Raw genomic sequence first — 21,603 nt, 5'->3', positions numbered from 1 at the left:
GCCGTTGAGAAGCGGTTGCTGATAGTCAGTGTTCATCACTGTTTTGGCTGAATCAGGTCGCTCCAAAACGATCATCCCTAACGTTTTTTTCAACTTTCAGTTCGTTTTTTCTCCCTAAAGACAAATCAACGGAGTCGCTTGATTCCGCTGTTGTTTGAAGGGATGGCAGTCATGGGAAGGGGTGTCCGCGTCCTTCATCTGCACTTGCACGGTCTGTTCCGTTCCCGGGATCTGGAGCTTGGTCGTGATGCGGACACCGGCGGCCAGACCCTCTACGTGCTGGATCTGGTGCGCAGCCTGGCCCAGCGTCCCGAGGTTGAACGGGTCGATGTGGTGACACGCCTTGTGCAGGACCGTCGGGTTGCTGCGGACTATGAGCGCCCACTCGAGATGATTGCTCCCGGTGCTCGAATCCTGCGCTTTCCGTTTGGTCCGAAGCGTTATCTGCGCAAGGAACAGCTTTGGCCGCACCTTGAAGATCTTGCCGATCAGCTGGTGCATCACCTCACCCAGCCCGGCCACGAGGTGGATTGGATTCACGCCCATTACGCCGATGCCGGTTTTGTCGGGGCTCTGGTGAGCCAACGGCTTGGTTTACCCCTGGTGTTCACCGGTCATTCCCTCGGCCGCGAAAAGCAACGCCGTCTTCTCGCCGGCGGTGGCGATCGTCAACAGATCGAACAGGCCTACGCCATGAGCCGTCGCATTGAAGCGGAGGAGCAGGCACTCACCCAGGCGGATCTGGTGATCACCAGCACGCAGCAGGAAGCAGACCTGCAATACGCCCGCTACGCCCAGTTCCGTCGTGATCGCGCTCAGGTGATCGCGCCCGGCGTGGATGCCGGACGCTTTCACCCCGTTTCCCCCGCCGCTGAAGGGGAGGCTCTGGATCAGTTGCTCAGCCCCTTTCTTCGCGATCCCCGCAAGCCACCGTTGTTGGCGATTTCCCGTGCTGTCCGCCGAAAGAACATCCCAGCTCTGTTGGAGGCCTTCGGATCCTCATCGGTGCTGCGGGACCGCCACAACCTCGTGCTGGTGCTGGGGTGCCGTGAGGATCCCCGACAGATGGAGAGGCAGCAACGGGATGTGTTCCAGCAGGTGTTCGATCTCGTCGATCGTTACAACCTCTATGGCTCGGTCGCCTACCCGAAACAGCATCGCCGCTCGCAGGTGCCGGCCTTCTACCGCTGGGCAGCCCAACGGGGAGGTCTGTTCGTCAACCCTGCGCTGACGGAACCGTTCGGTCTCACGCTGCTGGAGGCCGCGGCCTGTGGTCTGCCGATGGTCGCCACCGATGACGGTGGTCCTCGCGATATTCAGGCCCGCTGTGAGAACGGCCTGTTGGTGGATGTGACCGATGCCGGAGCGTTGCAGGAGGCGCTCGAGCGGGCTGGCAAGGATGCCAGTCGCTGGCGGCGCTGGAGCGATAACGGTGTGGAGGCGGTGTCACGACATTTCAGCTGGGATGCCCATGTCTGCCGCTACCTGGGACTGATGCAAGCCCATCTGCATCAGCTGCCATCTGGGGGTTCAAGGCTTCAGGGTTCGCCGGCCCCAGTGCATCGACCGGATCATCTGCTGTTGCTCGATCTCGAAAGCACCCTCGATTGTCCCGACGGCCCGTCGCTCATTGCCTTGCGCAGACAGCTGGAACACGATGGTCAGCGCTACGGCTTGGGAATCCTGACCGGTCGATCATTGGCGGCGGCGCGGCAGCGCTACGGCGATCTGCATCTGCCGTCGCCGTTGGTCTGGATCAGCCGGGCAGGCAGTGAGATTCACCTGGGCGAGGATCTCCAGCCCGATCGCATCTGGGAGCAGAACATCGATGCCGATTGGCAGCGTGACTCCGTGGAGGCTGTGATGGAGGATCTCTACGACCTTTTAGAACCCCAGAGCGAAGAGCATCAGGGGCCCTGGAAGCTGAGTTACCTGCAACGTCAGCCGGATGAATCGGTGTTAAGCCACGTGCGTCAGCGGCTGAGGCGGGAGGGGCTGTCGGCTCGGCCTCAACGGCGCTGCCACTGGTATTTAGATGTTCTTCCTCGGCTGGCGTCCCGTAGTGAGGCGATCCGTCACCTCGCTCTGCACTGGCAGCTGCCCCTCGAGAGGGTGATGGTGATGGCCAGTCAGCAGGGTGATGGTGAGTTGCTCCGGGGGCTACCGGCCACGGTGGTACCGGCGGACCATGATCCCTGCCTCGTACGCCATCCCCAACAGAAACGGGTGCTGTTCTCAGGTCGCCCCAGCCTTGCGGCCGTGCTGGATGGATTGAGTCATTACCGGTTTCCCAGTCAGCGCTGAATCACCTGAACGCAGGCTGCGGCCCGATCGGCTTTGGCTCGCGCTTCTGCCAGGTGTTCCCCTTTGGCCAGGGCCACCCCCATGCGACGTCCTGGGCGAGCCGTGGGTTTGCCGAATAGCAGTAGTTGGGTGTCGGGTTCCTGCAGGGCCGTGTCGACGCCCGTGTAGCTGACAGCATCCATCTGGTTCTGGGCGAGGATCACACGACTGGCGGCTGCGTCGGCAGTCGTGATCGACGGGATCGGTAAGCCCAGAACCGCACGCAGGTGCAGCTCGAATTCGCTCAGGTTCTGGCTGATCAATGTCACCAGGCCAGTGTCGTGCGGTCGTGGGGAGAGCTCCGAGAAGATCACCTCATCGCCGCAGAGGAAGAATTCCACACCGAACAGGCCAACCCCCCCCAGGTTCTGGGTCACCGTCCTGGCCATGGCCTGGGCCTGATGCAGCTGCTCGGACGACAGCTCCGCTGGCTGCCAACTGCACTGGTAATCACCGTTCTCCTGTTCATGGCCGATCGGGGCACAGAACAGGGTTTCACCGTTGTGCTGACGAATGGTCAGCAGGGTGATTTCAAGGTCGAAACGGAGAAATTCCTCCACGATCACGCGGGGGGAGGTTCCCCTGGCGCCGGCCATTGCAGCCTCCCAGGCCTGATTCAGACCATCCGGTCCATCCACAACGCTCTGACCTTTGCCGGATGAGCTCATCACCGGTTTCACCACCACGGGCCAGCCGAGGGCAGTAGCTTCGGCTCGCAGTTCTTCCGCGCTGGCGGCGTAGGCGAAACGCGCCGTCCGCAGAGCGAGTTCGCCGGCGGCGAGATCGCGGATCCGATCACGGTTCATCGTCACTGCAGTGGCCCGCGCGGTGGGAATCACTGTGATTCCGTCCTGCTCCAGTTCCGCCAGAGCTGACAACGCCAGCGCTTCAATCTCGGGGATCACCACATCAGGGCGGTGGCGACGAACTGTTGCCAACAACGCGTCGGTGTCCGTCATTGCCAGAACTTCCGCCTGATCGGCCACCTGCATCGCGGGAGCATCGGCGTAGCGATCACAGGCGATCACATGGCAGCCGAGGCGCTGGGCGGCGATGGCCACCTCCTTCCCCAGTTCGCCGCTGCCCAGCAGCATCACCGTCTTGGGAAATTGGGTCATTGGCGGCTTTGACGGCGGATCTCACCAATCAACCAGACGGCGATGAAGCCCAGGGATGAGATGCCGAAGTAAATCAACACCCAGCGCAGCACACGGTCTGGATCAGCGGCGGCAGCGGAGAGCAGGTCTGCTGTTTTGGTGAGCAGTTCGTCCATCAGGTGTCCAGATCCGGGATCAGTGTGAGCTGGCGAACAGGAGATTCTTCACTGACGAATCCCCAGGCTTCGAACACCGAGGGATCGGGATGGGTGATCCGTTGTTGGTCGCCATCGCGCTCGAGGCGGAACCCCTCCTCCGCGATGCGTCGCATCAGGCTGGCGGACTCCTCAAACCGTGCCGCCATCGCCTCCAGGCTGGCGCAGTCCGTGGTGAGACCGGATTCCCGCCATGTGAAGTAAGTCATTGCTCAGATGGTCGGTCGAAGCAGTAGCCCCAGCAGCACGAAGCCGGCCGTGACGAGCCAGAAGCATGGCACCACTGCGCGTTCGCTGGTGCCCCCCAGTTCGAAGTGATGGTGCAGGGGGGCCATCCGGAACACGCGTCGCCCTTGACCGTCCGGTCCTTTGGTGGCTTTGAACACCCACACCTGAATGATCACTGACAGGGACTCCGCCAGGAAGACCCCGCCCATCACCAGCAGAGGCCAAAGACTGTTCGACAGCAGGGCCACGCCACTGAGGGCAGCTCCCATGGCAAGGGAGCCGGTGTCCCCCATAAATGCCCGCGCCGGGTGGCGGTTATGCATCAGGAAGCCGAGCCAGGCGCCGGCCATGGCCATGCAGAAGCCCGCCAGCGCCGGATCACCGGTGTGTCCCCTGAGCATCAACTGCACAGCCATTCCCAGGAACACCAGAGCGCCGCAACCGCTGGCCAGCCCATCCAGTCCATCGGTGAGGTTGGTGGCATTGCTTTCGGCCAGGAACACAAACAGTCCCAGGGGCCAGATCAGCCAACCGATCGGCAGGCTCCAATCGAAGGGCAGGGACACGCTGCTGCTGATCCAGCCCTGCCATGCCGCCACGGCGAGGAAGAGAACCCCCATCAGGCTTTGCAGCAGTAACTTGCCGCGGGGTGTGAGGCCGGTGTTGGTTTGGCGTGTGAGGCTGCGCCAATCATCAAAACCACCGATCACCATGTAGCCCAAGGTGATGGTGGAAACAGCCAGCAGCTGCTGAGCTGCTGTGCCCTCCAGGCTGATCAGCCCCCCGATGATCGTGCCCACGGGCACCACCAAAAGCCCTCCCATTGTTGGGGTGCCTGCCTTGGACTGATGGGCTTGAGGTCCTTCAACCCGAATCACCTGACCCACCTTCAGGGCTTTGAGGCGCGGGATTCCCGCCGCGGCCACCAGAGCGGCCACGGCGGTTGAGATCAGCAGAGGCAGCGTCAGCTGGCTGTTCGGTACCCATTTATCAGAGGCCAGGCTGCCTGCCAGAACCACAACAGTCAGAAGTGATGCACTGACGGATCCGTTCTCCCACCAGGTGCGAGGACGGTTGCTGACGTCAGTCACGACTGAAGTGGCCGGTGCGCTGGGACCCTAGAGGAGCTGTCCGAAACCGACCAGACAAGGACCGGATGTCAGTCCTCCCACTGCTCCTCGTTCTGCTCGTCAGCGTTGTTGTAATCCTCCTTCTCACCCATCAGTGCTGAGAGCTCCTCCTCTTCAACCGTGCTCACTTCGGGAGAACCGGATTCTTCATCAGCCACAAGCCGGCCGCTGGCCTCGAGCCAACTCAGAAGATCAGGCTCCTCACGCAGGGGCAGCACCGGGGCCGGATCCCTGCGTCCGTAGCGCGTCAGGGAGGGGTTGATGCTGTCGAGAGCGCTCATCGTTGAGGAGACAGTCCAATCCACCAACATAGTTCATGCCCTTGATGACGACCATGCGTGATGTCGTGGCGCTATTGATCAGCTGGGGTTCGGCGTTGGTGATCAGCTGGGGTCTGCGCTTCTGGGGTGATCAGCACCTAGCTCCGCTGCAGGCGCCCTGGGCTGTTGTTATGACCATCGTGCTGCTGCCGGCGTTGCTGATGGCGGGGTGGGTGCTGCTGTCGGCAGCACGGCCCGGGGACGGTGAAGGGGGAGAATCAATCGATTCTGATCAGGAGACCCGTTGATGGGCCGCGCCAACAAGGTGGTTCTCGCCTACTCCGGCGGGGTGGATACCAGCGTCTGCATTCCCTATTTGAAGCAGGAATGGGGTGTTGAAGAGGTCATCACCTTCGCCGCTGATCTCGGCCAGGGCGATGAGCTGGAACCGATTCGTCAAAAGGCCTTGGATGCCGGCGCGAGTCAGTCGTTGGTGGGGGATCTGATTCAGCCCTTCATCGAAGAGTTCGCCTTCCCCGCCATCCGCGCTAATGCCTTGTACGAGGGGCGCTACCCCCTTTCCACAGCATTGGCGCGGCCGTTGATCGCTCGCCGCCTCGTGGAGGTGGCCCGCGAGGTGGGTGCCGATGCAGTGGCCCATGGCTGCACCGGCAAGGGCAACGATCAGGTGCGCTTCGATGTGGCTATTGCGGCTCTTGCTCCCGATCTGAAGGTGCTGACCCCCGCCAGGGAGTGGGGAATGAGCCGTGAGGAGACCATTGCCTATGGCGAGCGCTGCGGAATCCCGGCGCCGGTGAGCAAGAAGTCTCCTTATTCGATCGATCTCAACCTTCTGGGTCGCAGCATCGAGGCGGGACCGCTTGAAGATCCGATGGTGGCGCCTCCTGAGGAGGTGTTCGCCATGACCTCTCCGGTGTCGGAAACGCCTGATGCAGCCGAGGAGATCGAGATTGCCTTCGAAGCCGGTAACCCCGTCGCCATCAATGGCCAGGTCCTGGATCCAGTGGCGATGATCCGCGAAGCCAACCGTCTGGCGGGTCGTCACGGCATCGGCCGTCTCGACATGATCGAGAACCGGGTGGTGGGGATTAAATCCAGGGAGATCTACGAAACACCGGGCTTGCTGCTCTTGATTCAGGCCCATCAGGAACTGGAGAGTTTGACGTTGGCCGCTGATGTTCTGCGCAGCAAACGTCAGCTGGAGATGCAGTGGGCTGACTTGGTGTATCAGGGCCTGTGGTTCGGGCCGCTGAAGGATGCACTGGACGGTTTCATGGATCGGACCCAGCAGCATGTCAACGGCGTCGTGCGCCTGCGTCTGCACAAGGGCAATGCCACGGTCATCGGCCGCGGCTCAACCCAGAGCAGTCTTTATGTGCCTGCGATGGCGTCCTACGGCAGTGAAGACACGTTCGACCATCGCGCCGCCGAGGGATTCATCTACGTCTGGGGATTGCCAACCCGTCTCTGGGCTGCCTCCCAGCGGAAATCAGGCTGAGCGCCGCTGACCGAATCCTGGAAGTTTCGGTAGCCGGAACTGGGGGAATCCGATCACATTGTCCGATCGATCCCCCGCGCTCTGCACTTTTGAAGGCGGCAGGGCGGGGTGGTCATGATCATCCGGAGGAGCGTCCAACTGCTGAGCTAGCAGTTGGACGCTCCATCAACGGTTCGAGAGGTTGCTGGAACTTGCGCTCGAACAACTCCGGCAACTCGTCCAGGAGTAGTTCATAGACCTTGATCTGCTCTTCCAGTTCATCAATGCGACGTTGCAGCAGTTGATGATCTGTTGAGCGAGGTGCCTGCGGCATCCAGCGAGGTATCGGAGCTTGATGCTGCTTGGCGTCCTGGGTCATGGACTGACGCTATCGCCGGTCCATGACCAGAACAACCGTGTCAGGAAGCGGCTTCTGAGTTGGCTGCGGGCTGCTCCTGAGGAGCGGCAGCGGGCTCACTGCCCGGGACGACGCGTGGGGCGGGAAGTGGGCCTTCCTGCTTCACCGTGAGGTAACGGATCACGTCTTCACTGAGGCGCATCGCTTTTTCCAGCACAGCCACCTGCTGGCCATCGCCGTTGTGGCTCAGTTGCACGTAGATGCCTTCCTTGTGCTTGTCGATCGGATAGGCCAGGCGGCGCTTCCCGCGCATCTGGTTATCCAAAACATCCGCGCCAACTTCAACCAGCATGTCGCGGTATTTGGTGAGATGGCTCTCAACCTCCTCCTCCGGAATATCCGGACGAAGGATGTACATGGTTTCGTAGTACGGATCGAGCGTCATGGGCTGTGCCGGCGGGGACTTCAGGCTCACCGTGGTGAGCGACGGATCCAACACCTTATCCCCCGGACCTCCCGGATCAATAGAGCTGCATCCGAACAGCCTGGCTGATGCCGGGCAGATCAGGTTCGCGGCCTCGCAGGCATTCCACGAGCGAGAAGAGCAGGATGGCCAGAACGGCAACGACCACGGCGCTGGAAAGGGTGCCCAGCAGCAGGCTGCCTGCTGCGATGGGTTGCAGCAACAGGCGGAAGCCGATGCTCAACACGATCAGCGCGATGTCGGTGAGCAGTGCCTGCAGGGCGTTGAAGCGCAGGAAATAAGGGACGTTTGGATTCCGCACCACGGCGAGGAACAGCACGAAGAACAGCAAAAGGCCCCCGAGACCAAAAGGAATGCTGCGCTCCAGCTGCATCAGCGGCAAAGCGGGTAAAACCAATGGTCTCAGGACTGGATACTGAAGAAACAGTCCGTCGGGGCCGAATCCAAGCGGAATGGCATCACTCCAGGGCAGTAGGTACATCAATGGCGCGACCAGTCGCTGCCAGAGGGGGGGTTCCATCGTCGGCCCTGATGAATTTGCTGACGCTAATGGCTCAAAGCGGTTTCAGCCGCGTGGCGCATGCTGTCCACGGGAACGTCATTGACGCCGCTCCAAAGCCTCAGGGATGCGGCGCCCTGCTGCACCAGCATTTCCAGCCCATCGATGCATCGGTGCCCCCGCCCCTGACCCCAACGCAGCCAGGCGGTGGGACGTGGGGTGTAGATCAGGTCATAAAGGGTGGCCTGCTTCGCAAGCCTGTTCCAGAGATCAGAGCCCAGGGGCATGGCGGAGGCGTCGCCGTGCAGGGCCATGCCCACCGGCGTGGTGTTCACCACCAGATCAGCTGTGGCCAGAAGGTCAGCCACGGCGGGATCTGTTTCGAGGCAGCTGCTCAGAGGGGCGTCCTCCAGCTGCAGGTCAGCAATGAAGTTCAACAGCGCCTCCGAACGTCGTCCGACCACCTGAATCGATGCCAAGCCAAGGGTCTGTAAGCCAGCCACCACAGCTCGGGCGGAACCGCCGCAGCCGAGCACCACGGCCCGTTGATCTCTCCAGCGTTCGCTGCCGCCGAGGGGTGCCAGAAACCCCTCCACATCCGTGTTGGTGCCGCACCAGCCATTCTCTCCATCGGGGATCAGCGTGTTGACCGCCTGAAGCCGACGGGCAGCTGTGCTGAGTTGGCTGCAAAGGCAGGTCACAGCCTGTTTGTGTGGAATGGTCACGTTGAGGCCATGGCAGCCCACCGCCCTGAGCCCCTCCATCACTTGTGGGAGGGCGTTCTCCTCACAGGGCAGTGCCAGGTAACGCCAGTTGAGTCCCAGCGCCTGCAGTGCCGCGTTCTGCATCGCAGGTGAGAGCGAGTGCTGTACCGGATTGCCGAGCAGCCCCACCAAACCAGTGCTGCCGTTGATCATGGCCTCGTCGGAATGCCCGCCCAGCCTGCCTGTTCGGGAACCACACCTCGCCTGGGGCAGGGTCCCCTGATGAAGATGACGAGGTTTCGTTCATCCCTTCAGGAGGTGGCCACCGATGGGCAAGGTTGTCGGCATTGACCTTGGCACCACGAACAGTTGCGTGTCCGTGATGGAAGGTGGCAAACCCACCGTGATCGCGAACGCCGAGGGTTTCCGGACCACGCCCTCCGTCGTGGCTTACACCAAGAACCAGGACCAGTTGGTCGGTCAGATCGCCAAGCGTCAGGCGGTGATGAATCCGGACAACACTTTTTATTCCGTCAAGCGCTTCATCGGCCGTCGTGTCGATGAAGTGAACGAGGAATCCAAGGAAGTGAGTTACGGCGTCGAGAAGGCCGGCGCCAACGTGAAGGTGAAGTGCCCGGTTCTCGACAAGCAGTTCGCCCCAGAAGAGGTGTCTGCGCAGGTGCTGCGCAAGCTGGCCGAGGACGCCGGTAAATACCTCGGTGAGACCGTCACCCAGGCGGTGATCACCGTTCCCGCTTATTTCAACGATTCCCAGCGTCAGGCCACCAAGGATGCCGGCAAGATCGCCGGCCTCGAGGTGCTGCGGATCATCAACGAGCCCACCGCGGCGGCTCTGGCCTATGGCCTCGACAAGAAGAGCAACGAGCGCATCCTTGTTTTCGATCTGGGCGGCGGCACCTTCGACGTGTCCGTGCTCGAGGTAGGTGACGGGGTCTTTGAGGTGCTCTCCACCTCCGGTGATACGCACCTGGGTGGCGATGACTTCGACAAAGTGATCGTCGATCACCTGGCTGAGACCTTCAAGTCGAACGAAGGCATTGACCTGCGTCAGGACAAGCAGGCCCTGCAGCGTCTGACTGAGGCGGCTGAAAAGGCCAAGATCGAGCTGTCCAGCGCCACGCAGAGCGAGATCAACCTGCCGTTCATCACGGCCACGCCCGAGGGTCCCAAGCACCTGGATCTCACCCTCACCCGTGCCAAGTTCGAAGAGCTGGCCGCCAACCTGATCGACCGCTGCCGCATCCCTGTGGAGCAGGCGCTTAAGGACGCCAAGCTCTCCTCCAGCGAGCTGGACGAGATCGTGATGGTGGGTGGTTCCACCCGTATCCCGGCCGTGCTGGAGCTGGTGAAGCGCACCACCAGCAAGGATCCGAACCAGACCGTCAACCCCGATGAGGTGGTTGCCGTCGGCGCCGCCATTCAGGGCGGTGTGCTGGCTGGTGAGGTCAAGGACATCCTGCTGCTTGACGTCACACCGCTGTCCCTCGGTGTGGAGACCCTCGGTGGTGTGATGACCAAGATGATCACCCGCAACACCACGGTTCCCACCAAGAAAACCGAGACCTACTCCACGGCTGTGGATGGTCAGACCAACGTGGAGATCCACGTGCTCCAGGGTGAGCGCGAGATGGCGTCCGACAACAAGTCCCTGGGAACCTTCCGTCTCGATGGCATTCCTCCGGCTCCCCGGGGTGTTCCTCAGATCGAGGTGACCTTCGACATCGACGCCAACGGCATCCTCAGCGTCACCGCCAAGGACAAGGGCAGCGGCAAGGAGCAGTCGATCTCGATCACCGGTGCGTCGACCCTCTCGGATTCCGAAGTGGACAAGATGGTGAAGGACGCTGAGGCCAACGCCAGCGCCGACAAGGAGAAGCGCGAAAAGATCGACCTGAAGAACCAGGCCGAGACCCTTGTTTATCAGGCTGAAAAGCAGATGGGCGAACTCGGCGACAAGGTCGAGGCTGATGCCAAGGCCAAGGTCGACGAGAAGCGCACGAAGCTTCAGGAGGCCATCAACGCTGAGGACTACGACGCGATGAAGACCCTGCTGGAGGAATTGCAGCAGGAGCTCTACACCGTGGGCGCCTCCGTTTATCAGCAGGAAGGTGCTGCTGCTGGTGGTGCAGCTCCCGGTGGCGACGCTGGAGCAGGCGCGGCCTCCGGCGGTGGTGACGCCAGCGATGACGTCATCGACGCGGAGTTCACGGAAACCAAGTGATCGCTTGATCTGATAGCCATCAAAAAAGGGTGCCCATACGGGCCCCTTTTTTGTGTTGTGGAAACGATCAGATCACGATCATTCGCTGATCTTTTCGACGGCAGCCAGGGACTTCTCCACCACACCCTTCGGCAGGCTGACGTAGCCCAGCTCGGGAGCCTGGGATTGGGCTTTCTCGGAGAGCATGAACTCGAAGGTCTTCTTCAGAGCAGCGGTCTTGTCGCCATTGCCCGTTTCGTAGGCCAGCACCCATGTGAAGGTCACGATCGGGTAGCCCGCAGGGGGGGTGGGGTTGCCACCGATGAGATCGGGGCCAATGTCGATGGAGTCGAGGGCAGCGCTCTCGGTTTCGTTGGTGGGCTTCACCTGTTCGCCTGAGGCGTTGGTGACGGCTGTAACTTGGAGCTTGCCTTTCACGTAGGCGGCTTCTACATAGCCCACACCACCTGGGATCTGATTTAGCTGGGCCGCCACACCCTCATTGCCTTTCGAGCCAACACCGGTGGGCCACTTGATGGATTTAGCGGCGCCGGGGCCGTTCTTCCACTCTTCGCTGATGGCGGACAGGTGCTTGGTGAAGTTGTAGGTGGTGCCGGAACCATCGGAGCGACGGACCACGGTGAGTTTCTGGTCTGCGCAGCCCAGTTCACTGAAGTTTTTGATCTTGCCGAGGAATATTCCTGCCAGTTGCTCGGTGGTGAGCTTGAGGTCACATCCTTCGAGGTTGTAGGCCACAGCGATCGCGCCAGCCGTCATCGGAATCTGCAGCACACCTCGCTCCACCTTGGCGATTTCGGCTTCCTTCATCGGTTTGTCCGATGCACCGAAATCCACGGTGTTGGCCGTGAACTGACGCACGCCAGCGCCGGATCCCACGGATTGGTAGTTCACCGTGACGCCCTCCGGCTGGAGTTCTTGGAACCAGCGCTGGTAGATGGCTGCCGGGAAGGAGGCGCCAGCGCCGTTGAGTTTTCCGGTGACCTTGTCATCGCCGCCGCCGCTGCCACCACTGGAGCAGGAGGTGAGGGCCATGGAGGCGCTCAGGCCGGCGATGGCGCAGGGCACGAAAGCTGTTGGAACGACGCATGGGTTCGAATGCACGTGGATGTGACCATCGGGACCGTATGCAGTGCAGGGGAAGGCGGGGCTAAGCGCCGGTAATCGGAAGGTTGTGGTTCAGTTCAGCTGCGATCCATTCCGCACTGGCCGGCATCAGCAGCACGCCGTTGCGGTAGTGACCACTCGCCAGCAGCAGACCAGGTTCGACGTGTTCAAGGAGTGGAGCCGGTCGCTCCACCGGTCTGGCCCGCAGGCCACTCCAGTGCTCAACGACCGTGGCGGATCTCAGCCATTCAGGAGCCTGGTCATGCAGGGATCGCATCAGAGCGAGGGGGTCTTCTGCGGCTTCTGTACCGGGTTCAACGGTGGCCCCCAGGAGCAATCGACCCGGTCCATCGGGAATCAGGTTGAAGCCCTGATCCACCAGGACGGCGGGCCAGTGGTGCCAGTCGATGGCTGCGTTGTTCAACTCCAATCGCAGGGCCTGTCCTAGTACCGGTGCCATGGGACGGTCGTGACCCAGGGGGGCCAGCAGCGCTGAGCTGGCCATGGCTGCGCAGATCACCACGGCAAAGAAGTCGTCGTGCTGGCCTCCTGCCCTCCACACACGCCAGCCGGCGTTATTACGCGCCACGGCCTCCACAGGTTCAGCCACCAGGCCCACTTGACGCTCTCCAACGGCCAGTCGCAGGGATTGCTGCAGCTTCAGGGGATCCACGCGACCGTCCTGCTCAGATCGCAGTCCACCGTGTTCTGCCCCGGGCCAGATCCCGTGCAGCTCGGCTGCGGACAAGGTGGTCAGACCAAGCTTTTGGCGTTGTTCGGCCAGATCGTGGAAACGAACTCTGCTGGCTTCATCACCTGCGACTTGCAGCAGCGGGGTTCGTAGAGCCAGTTCCGGGACGAAGCGCCGCAGCTTGGTGATCCAGTGGGGCCAGAGTTCCATGCTGCGTTTGCGCAGCCGCCAGCCACGGCCACTGGAGCGGCGGAACACATGTCCCATCAGCACACCGAGGGATGCTGTGGTGCCGTTGAGATCGGTTGAAGAGCTTGTCCTGCTGACGGGTTGGGTCAGGCCAGGATCAAAGACCGTCACCGGATGGCCAAGGCCGCTCAGGTGCCAGGCGGTACCAAGGCCAAGGGCCCCGGCACCGACAACGGCAATCGGATGGTTCAGCTGAAGGCCTCAGCAGGGATCACGTCGGAGTAAGCGTCGAAGCTGGCCGCCAGGTTGCTGTAGGACCGTTGCAGACGGGAGCCGTCCTGCAGGCGGGCCGCTTCATCCAGGTCTGCAAGGGCTTCCTTCAATTTGCGGGCGATCTTGTCGGCATCTTTGCGCTCAGAGCGATCCAGGCGCTGGTTGATGTACGACATTTCACGACCCACTTCCTGCATCGGACCATGCAGAAGGTTGCGGGTGAAGACCCAATCCTCAGCGCTCACCAGCCGTGCCAGGTCAGGCAGACGGGACTTGGTGGCTTCAAACGCGGCGGCCTGGCGGCGGATCACCGCCAGGTCATCTGGGTTGATGCCAGCAGCATTGACAGCAGCCGGGGCCATCAGACCCAGGCTCAACGCGACGCAGAGGCAGATCGCGGCAAGGCGGCGCAGGGCCTTCAGCATGGTCAGGAAAAAATCCCGTGGACTTTAACCAGCCAGTTCTGCGCGGGAGAATTTGTTTTTCAAACCTTCGTCGTGCGTGACGTCACGGTGATCCTGCAAATGATCTGCCCGGATCGTCCGGGGTTGGTCAGTGAGCTGGCAGGTTGGGTGGCAGCCAACGGCGGCAACATCCGCCACGCCGACCACCACACCGATGCGGGGGCAGGGTTGTTTCTCAGTCGGATCGAGTGGGATCTCGATGGCTTCGGTCTGTCGCGGGCTGCCTTGCCCGAGGCAGCTGCAGCATTGGAGCAGCGTCTGAACGGTCAGGCTCAGCTGCACTTTTCCGATGCAATGCCTCGGGTGGCGATCTTCGCCAGCAAGCAGGCCCACTGCCTTCAGGATCTGCTGTGGCGGGTGCAGAGCGGTGAATTGCCGATGCAGGTGCCGCTGGTCATCGCCAACCACCCGGATCTCGAGCCCCTTTGTGCCGGGTTCGGGGTTCGTTTTGTCTGTGTTCCAGTCGCCAAGGCGACCAAACCGGAGGCTGAGCAGAGGATGCTGGAGCTGTTGGCAGAGAACCGGATCGAACTCGCGGTGCTCGCCAAGTACATGCAGGTGCTCAGTGGTGATTTTCTGCAGCGTTTCCCGGATGTGATCAACATCCACCACTCCTTTTTGCCGGCCTTCAAGGGCGCGCAGCCCTATCACCGAGCCTGGGAGCGGGGGGTCAAGTTGATTGGTGCCACCGCTCACTATGTGACCGAGGACCTCGACGACGGGCCGATCATCGAGCAGACCACCGTGCCCGTGAGTCACCGTGATGATGTCGATGACCTCATCCGCAAGGGACGCGACACCGAACGGCTGGCACTGGCGCGGGCTTTGCGGATGCATCTTCACCGTCAGGTAATGGTCTATCGGGGCCGTACGGCTGTGTTCGCGTGATCAGGGATCGGCGCATCGGGGGCCAGGCGTTTCGGCTTGGGTTGTTCTTTCTGCCCTCCAGCGCTCTGTTGGCGGGAGTTGGCCTGTTGATCGCCTGCGTCAGCGGAAGTCGTGGTCGGGAGCAACCGCTGTGGCGGGATCGTTGGTGCCAGCCGCTGCTGCTGGCTGGGCTGCTGATGCTGATCGGGGCCTGTCTGGCCGAGAACGTTGGCCTGGCTTGGGCAGGTCTGGCCAACTGGTTGCCTTTTGTCTGGGCGTTCTGGGCCTTTCAACCTCACCTCGCGAAGGCCAGCCAACGCCGCCAGGCGGTGTGGATGTTGCTGGCGGGCACGCTGCCTGTTCTGGTGACGGGATTCGGTCAGATGCTCCTGGGTTGGCAGGGCCCTTGGCAGGTGGGGGGCGGAGCGATCATCTGGTTTCTGCATCCCGATGGCCGCCCGATCGGTCGTCTGTCCGGTCTGTTCGATTACGCCAACATCACCGGCGCCTGGCTCGCAGTGGTCTGGCCGTTGATGCTGGCTGCCGTGCTTCGCCCCGATGGCTGGCGACGACGCGGGGGCGCTCTGTTGCTGTCCATGGCCACCGCGCTGGCAGTGCTGCTCACCCAGTCGCGCAATGCCATGGGTGGATTGGTGCTGGTGCTGCCGTTCGTGTTCGGGCCTTGCCAGTGGATGTGGTTGCTGCCGTTGCTGCTGCTCCTCGCCTCACCCCTCCTGCTTGCTGTCCTGCCGGGGGTTCCCGCCGGTCTGCAGCAGTGGGGGATGCGCCTGCTGCCAGATCAGGTGCTGGTGCGGGTGCTGGAAAGCCAGGGGGAAACCGCCTGGAAACACACGCGTTTGGGTCAGTGGCAGTACGCCCTGCAGTTGGTGACGGCCCGCCCTTGGTTCGGCTGGGGTGCTGCTGCTTTCAGCGTTCTGTATCCCATCCATGCTGCCAAGCGCTGGCATGGCCATGTCCATAACTTGCCACTGGAGCTGGCCGTCAGTCATGGAGTGCCGGCGATGCTGTTGATCGTCGGCACAGTGCTGTTCCTGCTGGTGCTGGCCGCCCAACGCGGAATGCTGCAGAAGGCTCCACTGGAGCGGGCCTGGTGGGCCGCCACGTTGGTGATGGTGGTGATGCACGCCACCGATCTGCCGCTGTTTGACAGCCGTCTCAACATCCTTGGCTGGACCCTGCTCGCCGGGCTTTGTGCCTTCAGCCGTCAGTGCCAGGAACCAGGGCCTGATCGTGATGCTCCAGCAGTTTCTCCGGAGCAAGCGGACCCCTGAGGTGGGTCCAGGGCAAAACGCGGGTGGGCTCCCAGGTCCCATGAACCACCTCATCCCAGGGGGGTGGGGCCGGCAGCGGGTCGCCAGGGATGGAATCCAGCTCGTCGTTAAGGGCAGCTCGATAGGCCTTTTTCCATCCGCCGATGCTCTCGCGGGCGTCGCCGACGGCGGCGATCACCGGGGCCAGGCGTCGGTCGCTGCGGGACAGCAGGGCCTGGATCACGCTCCAGCCGTAGCTCTCCGGGCGGAACTCAATGCCCTTGGGTTTGACTTTCTTCGCCAGCCGTTTCAAGCGTTTGTCCGCTTCCGGCCGCACCCCTTGCCATTGGAAGGGGGTCTGGGCCTTGGGCACGAAGGTGCTGACGCCAAGGGTGAAACGCAGCCCAGGGGTGCCTTTTTTCAGGGTCAGCAGCAGATCGGCGGTGGCGTCCACATCGTCATCGCTCTCGGTCGGCAGACCGACCATGCCGTAGAGCTTCAGGCCTGACAGCCCGCCTTGCTTGGCGTGCTGGGCAGCGGCATGGATCGCTTCGGTGGAGAGCTTTTTGTTGACCACCTCCCGCATGCGTTCGCTGCCGCTTTCGATGGCAATCGTGAGCGACCGACTGCCCCGTTTTGCCAGGATCCGTCCCAGGTCAGGGGTGACCGTGGCGGCTCGCACGGAACTCACGCTGATGCGCGTGCCGTCGAAGCGGTCCTGATCCAACCAATGCAGCAGATCGGAGAACTGGGGGTGCTGGGTGACCGAAGCACCCAGCAGCCCAAGCCGTTGGGTGGCGGTCAGACCCTTTTCCACCGCCGGGATCAGACCATCGTCCAGGGATGGTGTGCGGAAGGGGAGGGTGAGGTAACTGGCCAGGCAGAAGCGGCACAGTTCGGGACAACTCCGCACCACTTCCACCATGTGGATGTCTGGCCAGGCGGCCTCCGGTGTCACCACCGTGGAGTGGCTGAGGGTGTTGCCGCGCCAGGTCTGTTTTTCAATCGTGTGCGGCAGCCCAGGCTGAATCGGTTTCACCCCTTGCAGCTGGCCGTCGCTGTCGTATTGAGGGGCATAGAGCGCGGGCACGTATACCCCTGGCACCTGAGCGAGGTGTCGCAACCGTGCCTGACGGTCAGCCCCTCGGCATTGCTGGAGAGCATCAATGAAGGCGGGCAGCAGCAGCTCCCCATCTCCGAGCAGCACCGCATCAAAGAAGGGGGCCAGCGGTTCAGGGTTGGCGGTCAGCACAGGACCGCCACCGAAGACGATCGGGTCCTGATCGCGACGCTCCACAGCCCAGATGGGAATGCGCTGGTTCTGCAGCAGCTCAGGCAACACTGGACCATCCAGCTCCCAGCTCAGGGACAGCCCGAACAGATCGCAGTGGCGCGGCAGAGGATCACTCTGATCGGTGAATAGTCGCCGCACGTCGACATCGCTGCGACGCGCCAAGGTCGCCCAGACGATCTGATACCCGAGGCTGGTAATCCCCACCGAATAGGTGCTGGGAAACGCCAGCACGGCCTTGAGGGCATCGGGTTCCGGTGTGGCCGGATCGAACAGCAGGGTTTCCTGATTCAGTTGGTGTCTCCTGAGGGCCCGGAGGGTGGTGGTGGCGGGGTGAACGGACGGCGATGACGGTTGATCCGCTGCTGCATCCGTTCTTCAGACGCCAGCTCCATCCCCATCTGACGGTCGTAGATGGAGTTGGGGTTGAACAACCTGGCCACCAGGAAGCTCATCAGAGAGGCCACGAGGATTGGCTTGAGAATCAGCAGGTCCTTGGTGAGGGCAAACGCCAGGAACATGGCGGAGATCGGCGTGTGGGAACACCCCGCCACGAAGGCCCCCATGCCTGCAAACACATAGGTGGTGGGGACGTGGCCTGTGAGGGCTTCCACCCCGATGCCACAGGCCAGGCCAATGGCACCGCCCAGGGTCAGCATCGGCATGAACAACCCCCCGGGGGCCCCTGAGCCGGCGGCCAGTCCGGTGCTGAAGAACAGAACCACGAAGCTGGCGAGGGCGAGGCCGACGTCCGCTTTTCCAGCGGCAATCAGGTGCTTCAACTCCGATGGATTGTGAAAGGTGTCGGGCAGGGCGGCATAGACGCAGCCGATCACCACCCCGCTGAGGGTCATGCGCAGGATTAATCGGTCACCGAACCAGCGGTTCCCCTGACGCTGCATGGCCAGCACATAGCGGGTGTAGAGCTCTGCCAGCACCCCGATCACGGCTCCCAGTGCGATCAGATACAGCAGATCGATGGGCAGGAATTTCACCAGCGGTGTGTAGGCGCGCTCCAGCTGGAAGCCACTGCTGCCGCTGAGGCCGGACGACCCAGGGTTGAGGCCGAGAAAGCCCAGCACGTCCGCCCAGGTGTCTGCGGAGAACGTGGTGATCAGCACCAGCAACAGCACCACGGGTCTGGCCGAGTGCAGCAGCTCCTCGATCGCGTAGATGAAACCTCCAATCGGTGCACTGAACACGGCGGCGATACCAGCGCCACCCCCCGCGGCAACGATCATGCGGCGAAAGGCCGCGGGTGCCTTCAGCCAGCGGGACATCTGCCAGGCCACGGACCCACCCATCTGCACAGCTGGACCCTCCGGGCCGAGGGGAAAGCCACTGCCGATGGCGATGATTCCGGCCACGAGTTTCACCAGGCCCACCTGTAGCCCCATGGGAACGGCCCTGTGGCGCAGAAATCCCATGATGTGGGTGATGCCGGCGCCACCGGCAGCGGGCGCCAGATTGCTGATCAGCCAGCCGGACAGCAAACCGCCGAATCCCCCCAGAGCTGGCAGCACCACCCAGGCGGGAAAGTCATCGAGCAACTCCAGGCGCCAATCCTTGAGCAGGTTGATGCCTCCGGTGAACAGCAGGCCAGTGATGGCAGCCCCCAGGCCTGTGAGTGCCAGCGCCAGAACCACCACCAGCCAGCGGCGTTCGAGCAACCGCTGGATGCTGCGGCTGGACCCCAGCAGGTGGCGTCGTCGTTTCGGTTCGCTCAGGGTGGGCACAGGGTGATGGGGGATCAGGCTTCAGCCAGCACAGCCGCCTCCTCATCCGCACTCATCACCCGGCCTTGATCTTCAAAACCGCTGATCTGATCGAAATTCAGGTAGCGGTAAAGCTCATCAGAGAGCGGATCAATTTTTTCAGCGGCGATTGAGCGGTACTCATCGGCGGTAGGAATGCGACCCAGCAGGGCGCAGACCGCTGCCAGCTCGGCACTGCCCAGATAAACCTGGGCGCCTTTGCCCAGACGGTTGTTGAAGTTCCGGGTGCTGGTGGAGAACACCGTGGTGTTGTCCTCCACCCGGGCCTGGTTGCCCATGCAAAGCGAACAACCCGGCATCTCCATGCGAGAGCCGGCCGCTTCAAAGGTGGCGTAGTAGCCCTCGGCCTTCAGGGTCTCTTCGTCCATGCGTGTTGGCGGGCAGACCCAGAGGCGGGCTTTGTTGCTGCCCGAGCCCTCCAGCACCTTGGCCGCGGCGCGGTAGTGGCCGATGTTGGTCATGCAGGAGCCGATGAACACCTCCTGAACGGGATCGCCGGCGACCTCGCTGAGCAGTTTCACGTTGTCGGGATCGTTGGGACAGGCCAGCACCGGTTCGGTGAGCTCGTCGAGGTTGATCTCCAGGACTTCGGCATATTGAGCATCCGGATCAGCGCTCAGCAGCTGCGGATTGGCCAGCCAGGCCTCCATGGCCTTGATCCGACGAGCCAGGGTTTTGGCATCGCTATAGCCCCTGGCAATCATGTTTTTCAGCAGGGCCACATTGCTGCGCAGGTATTCGCTCACGGTTGCTTCCGAGAGCTTGATCGTGCAGCCGGCGCAGGAGCGTTCGGCGGTGGCATCGGTGAGTTCAAAGGCTTGCTCCAGCTTGAGATCCGGCAGACCTTCGATCTCCATGATCCGGCCGTTGAAGACGTTCTTCTTATTGGCCTTCTCCACTGTGAGAAGACCCTTCTGAATGGCCACCCATGGAATGGCGTTCACCACATCCCGCAGCGTCACACCAGGCTGCAGTGAACCGCTGAAGCGCACCAGCACCGACTCGGGCATGTCCAGGGGCATCGCACCGATGGCAGCAGCGAAGGCCACCAGGCCGGAACCAGCAGGGAAGGAAATGCCGAGGGGGAAGCGGGTGTGGCTGTCCCCACCCGTGCCCACGCTGTCGGGCAGGAGCATGCGGTTCAGCCAGCTGTGGATGATCCCGTCGCCCGGGCGAAGGGCAACACCGCCGCGCTGGGCAAAGAAGTCCGGCAGATCCTTCTGGGTCTGCAGATCCACTGGTTTGGGGTAAGCCGCAGTGTGGCAGAAGCTCTGCATCACCAGGTCGGAGGAGAAGCCGAGACAGGCCAGCTCCTTCATCTCATCCCGGGTCATCGGTCCGGTGGTGTCCTGGGAGCCGACGGTGGTCATCAGTGGCTCGCAGCTGGTACCGGGGCGAACGCCCGGCAAGCCGCAGGCTTTACCCACCATTTTCTGGGCCAGAGTGAAGCCCTTGCCGGTGTCTGCTGGTGCCGAGGGTCGGATGAAGGCGTCCGAAGGGGTGAGACCCAGCTGCGCTCGTACCTTGTCCGTGAGGGCCCGGCCGATCATCAAAGAGATGCGGCCTCCGGCCCGCACTTCATCGCTGATGGTGCTGGGTTTGAGTTCGAACCGACTCACCACCTCGCTATCGCGTTCGATCGTGCCGGCGTGGGGCCTGATGGTGATCACATCACCTGTGTTCAGCACGGTGACATCACATTCGATCGGCAGGGCTCCGGAGTCTTCGGCGGTGTTGAAAAAGATCGGCGCGATCTTGCCGCCGAGAATCACGCCGCTCCCGCGTTTGTTGGGGACGTGGGGAATGTCGTCGCCGGTGTGCCAGAGCACGGAGTTGATCGCACTTTTCCTGGAGCTGCCTGTTCCCACCACGTCGCCCACGTAGGCCACGGGATGACCCTTTTGTTTGAGGGTTGCGATCGTTTTCAGACTCTCGGGATCCCGGGTCTCGAGCATCGCCAGGGCGTGCAGGGGAATGTCCGGTCGGGTGGTGGCGTGGGTGGCGGGTGAGAGGTCGTCGGTGTTGGTTTCCCCTTCCACCTTGAACACGGTCACCGTGATCATTTCGGCCAGGGGCTCACGGCGGGTGAACCATTCGGCCGCCGCCCAGCTGTCCACCACCTGCTTGGCGAAGCGATTGCTCGCTGCCAGCTCCATCACGTCATTGAAGGCGTCGTAAACCAGCAGGGTGCGGCTGAGGCCTTCAGCCGCGCAGCTGGCCAGCTGCTCGTCGCTGTGCTGAAGCAGCTCAATTAGTGCTGCCACGTTGTAACCACCCACCATGGTTCCGAGCAGGCGAGTGGCCTCCAGTGGTGACACCAGGGGGCTTGTCGCTTGCCCTTGGGCGACGGCGCTGAGCCAGGTGGCTTTCACATAAGAGGCTTCGTCAACTCCGGGTGGAATGCGCTCAATGAGCAAATGCAACAGGGCTTCGTCCTCCCCTGCAGGTGGTTGTTGCAGCAGTTCGGTCAGGGCCTGGGTCTGCTCAGCGGTTAGCGGCAGGGCCGGGATGCCTTGGGCTTCGCGGTCGGCGGCCAGCTCGCGATACGCGCTCAGCATGGTGAGGAATTTGCGGGGCAGACCACCATTCTTCCGGACAGGGTCTGTTGCCAGTGAGCAGG

Annotated in this window: 22 protein-coding genes; 7 read left to right on the top strand and 15 right to left on the bottom strand. The window is 62.4% G+C overall.

Annotated features, from left to right (window positions below; genetic code table 11):
* Positions 1 to 171: 171 nt before the first annotated feature.
* Complete coding sequence (locus tag SynA1524_RS12830; RefSeq protein ID WP_186499660.1) at positions 172 to 2,304, top strand: HAD family hydrolase; 2,133 nt, start codon at positions 172 to 174, stop codon at positions 2,302 to 2,304.
* Here SynA1524_RS12830 and purT read toward each other — a convergent pair.
* The 5 genes from purT to SynA1524_RS12805 form a co-directional block, all read right to left on the bottom strand.
* A complete protein-coding gene (gene purT, locus SynA1524_RS12825; RefSeq protein WP_186498400.1) occupies positions 2,295 to 3,461 on the bottom strand; it encodes a formate-dependent phosphoribosylglycinamide formyltransferase in 1,167 nt (388 codons plus the stop codon). The genes SynA1524_RS12830 and purT overlap by 10 nt on opposite strands.
* Positions 3,458 to 3,616 carry a hypothetical protein gene (locus tag SynA1524_RS12820; RefSeq protein ID WP_173544310.1) on the bottom strand — a complete coding sequence of 53 codons (159 nt, stop codon included), beginning with the start codon at positions 3,614 to 3,616 and terminating at the stop codon, positions 3,458 to 3,460. The genes purT and SynA1524_RS12820 overlap by 4 nt, the downstream gene beginning before the upstream one ends.
* Positions 3,616 to 3,864: a hypothetical protein gene (locus SynA1524_RS12815; protein ID WP_186498399.1), complete on the bottom strand. Its 249-nt coding sequence runs from the start codon at positions 3,862 to 3,864 to the stop codon at positions 3,616 to 3,618. Before SynA1524_RS12815 ends, SynA1524_RS12820 begins: the two co-directional genes overlap by 1 nt.
* A 3-nt stretch (positions 3,865 to 3,867) precedes the next feature.
* Positions 3,868 to 4,974 (bottom strand): phospho-N-acetylmuramoyl-pentapeptide-transferase, encoded by a 1,107-nt coding sequence (gene mraY, locus SynA1524_RS12810; RefSeq protein WP_186498398.1) that lies wholly within the window; start codon positions 4,972 to 4,974, stop codon positions 3,868 to 3,870.
* A gap of 68 nt (positions 4,975 to 5,042) precedes the next feature.
* A complete protein-coding gene (locus tag SynA1524_RS12805) occupies positions 5,043 to 5,324 on the bottom strand; it encodes a DUF3134 domain-containing protein (protein ID WP_186498397.1) in 282 nt (93 codons plus the stop codon).
* A 14-nt stretch (positions 5,325 to 5,338) separates the two neighbouring features.
* Between SynA1524_RS12805 and SynA1524_RS12800 the strand changes: the two genes are divergently transcribed.
* Positions 5,339 to 5,581, top strand: a complete 243-nt coding sequence (locus SynA1524_RS12800; RefSeq protein ID WP_286188604.1) for a hypothetical protein — start codon at positions 5,339 to 5,341, stop codon at positions 5,579 to 5,581.
* Positions 5,581 to 6,792, top strand: a complete 1,212-nt coding sequence (locus tag SynA1524_RS12795; RefSeq protein WP_186498395.1) for an argininosuccinate synthase — start codon at positions 5,581 to 5,583, stop codon at positions 6,790 to 6,792. The genes SynA1524_RS12800 and SynA1524_RS12795 overlap by 1 nt, the downstream gene beginning before the upstream one ends.
* A 118-nt stretch (positions 6,793 to 6,910) precedes the next feature.
* On the opposite strand, the gene SynA1524_RS12790 is transcribed toward SynA1524_RS12795, so the two are convergent.
* The 4 genes from SynA1524_RS12790 to SynA1524_RS12775 form a co-directional block, all read right to left on the bottom strand.
* Complete coding sequence (locus SynA1524_RS12790; RefSeq protein WP_186498394.1) at positions 6,911 to 7,150, bottom strand: hypothetical protein; 240 nt, start codon at positions 7,148 to 7,150, stop codon at positions 6,911 to 6,913.
* 40 nt (positions 7,151 to 7,190) lie between these two features.
* Complete coding sequence (gene rpsF / locus SynA1524_RS12785; RefSeq protein ID WP_186498393.1) at positions 7,191 to 7,574, bottom strand: 30S ribosomal protein S6; 384 nt, start codon at positions 7,572 to 7,574, stop codon at positions 7,191 to 7,193.
* 76 nt (positions 7,575 to 7,650) lie between these two features.
* Positions 7,651 to 8,133 (bottom strand): Tic20 family protein, encoded by a 483-nt coding sequence (locus tag SynA1524_RS12780; RefSeq protein ID WP_011129363.1) that lies wholly within the window; start codon positions 8,131 to 8,133, stop codon positions 7,651 to 7,653.
* A 26-nt stretch (positions 8,134 to 8,159) separates the two neighbouring features.
* Positions 8,160 to 9,029, bottom strand: a complete 870-nt coding sequence (locus tag SynA1524_RS12775; protein WP_186498392.1) for a shikimate dehydrogenase — start codon at positions 9,027 to 9,029, stop codon at positions 8,160 to 8,162.
* A 115-nt stretch (positions 9,030 to 9,144) separates the two neighbouring features.
* On the opposite strand from SynA1524_RS12775, the gene dnaK reads away from it, so the two are divergent.
* Complete coding sequence (gene dnaK / locus SynA1524_RS12770) at positions 9,145 to 11,058, top strand: molecular chaperone DnaK (RefSeq protein ID WP_186498391.1); 1,914 nt, start codon at positions 9,145 to 9,147, stop codon at positions 11,056 to 11,058.
* Positions 11,059 to 11,136: 78 nt separating this feature from the next.
* Here the strand turns inward: dnaK and pstS are convergent, their stop codons facing one another.
* Entirely contained in the window at positions 11,137 to 12,090 is a 954-nt protein-coding gene (pstS, locus tag SynA1524_RS12765; protein ID WP_186498390.1) for a phosphate ABC transporter substrate-binding protein PstS, read from the bottom strand.
* A gap of 115 nt (positions 12,091 to 12,205) precedes the next feature.
* Positions 12,206 to 13,234, bottom strand: a complete 1,029-nt coding sequence (locus SynA1524_RS12760) for an NAD(P)/FAD-dependent oxidoreductase (RefSeq protein ID WP_286188750.1) — start codon at positions 13,232 to 13,234, stop codon at positions 12,206 to 12,208.
* Here SynA1524_RS12760 and SynA1524_RS13135 point away from each other — a divergent pair.
* The gene (locus SynA1524_RS13135) at positions 13,184 to 13,327 is read left to right on the top strand and encodes a hypothetical protein (protein ID WP_286188603.1); all 144 of its coding nucleotides are present in this window, start codon (positions 13,184 to 13,186) and stop codon (positions 13,325 to 13,327) included. The two genes, SynA1524_RS12760 and SynA1524_RS13135, sit on opposite strands and share 51 nt — an antisense overlap.
* Here SynA1524_RS13135 and psbQ read toward each other — a convergent pair.
* Positions 13,291 to 13,740: a photosystem II protein PsbQ gene (gene psbQ / locus SynA1524_RS12755; protein ID WP_186498389.1), complete on the bottom strand. Its 450-nt coding sequence runs from the start codon at positions 13,738 to 13,740 to the stop codon at positions 13,291 to 13,293. The two genes, SynA1524_RS13135 and psbQ, sit on opposite strands and share 37 nt — an antisense overlap.
* Before the next feature lie 72 nt (positions 13,741 to 13,812).
* Between psbQ and purU the strand changes: the two genes are divergently transcribed.
* Positions 13,813 to 14,667, top strand: coding sequence for a formyltetrahydrofolate deformylase (gene purU / locus SynA1524_RS12750; protein WP_049692723.1), 855 nt, complete (start codon positions 13,813 to 13,815; stop codon positions 14,665 to 14,667).
* Positions 14,664 to 15,938, top strand: a complete 1,275-nt coding sequence (locus tag SynA1524_RS12745) for an O-antigen ligase family protein (RefSeq protein ID WP_186498388.1) — start codon at positions 14,664 to 14,666, stop codon at positions 15,936 to 15,938. The genes purU and SynA1524_RS12745 overlap by 4 nt, the downstream gene beginning before the upstream one ends.
* Here the strand turns inward: SynA1524_RS12745 and SynA1524_RS12740 are convergent.
* Genes SynA1524_RS12740 through acnB form a run of 3 tightly spaced genes read right to left on the bottom strand, consistent with a single transcriptional unit; the run spans position 15,865 to position 21,541 of the window.
* The gene (locus SynA1524_RS12740) at positions 15,865 to 17,442 is read right to left on the bottom strand and encodes a B12-binding domain-containing radical SAM protein (RefSeq protein ID WP_186498387.1); all 1,578 of its coding nucleotides are present in this window, start codon (positions 17,440 to 17,442) and stop codon (positions 15,865 to 15,867) included. The two genes, SynA1524_RS12745 and SynA1524_RS12740, sit on opposite strands and share 74 nt — an antisense overlap.
* A 56-nt stretch (positions 17,443 to 17,498) precedes the next feature.
* Entirely contained in the window at positions 17,499 to 18,944 is a 1,446-nt protein-coding gene (locus SynA1524_RS12735) for a ClC family H(+)/Cl(-) exchange transporter (protein ID WP_186498386.1), read from the bottom strand.
* Positions 18,945 to 18,958: 14 nt separating this feature from the next.
* Positions 18,959 to 21,541, bottom strand: a complete 2,583-nt coding sequence (gene acnB / locus SynA1524_RS12730) for a bifunctional aconitate hydratase 2/2-methylisocitrate dehydratase (RefSeq protein WP_186498385.1) — start codon at positions 21,539 to 21,541, stop codon at positions 18,959 to 18,961.
* Positions 21,542 to 21,603 lie beyond the last annotated feature (62 nt).

It is taken from the genome of Synechococcus sp. A15-24, from assembly GCF_014280195.1.
Lineage (GTDB): Bacteria > Cyanobacteriota > Cyanobacteriia > PCC-6307 > Cyanobiaceae > Parasynechococcus.
Note: the sequence above shows the minus strand (reverse complement) of the source record. Positions and strands in the feature narration are given on the sequence as shown.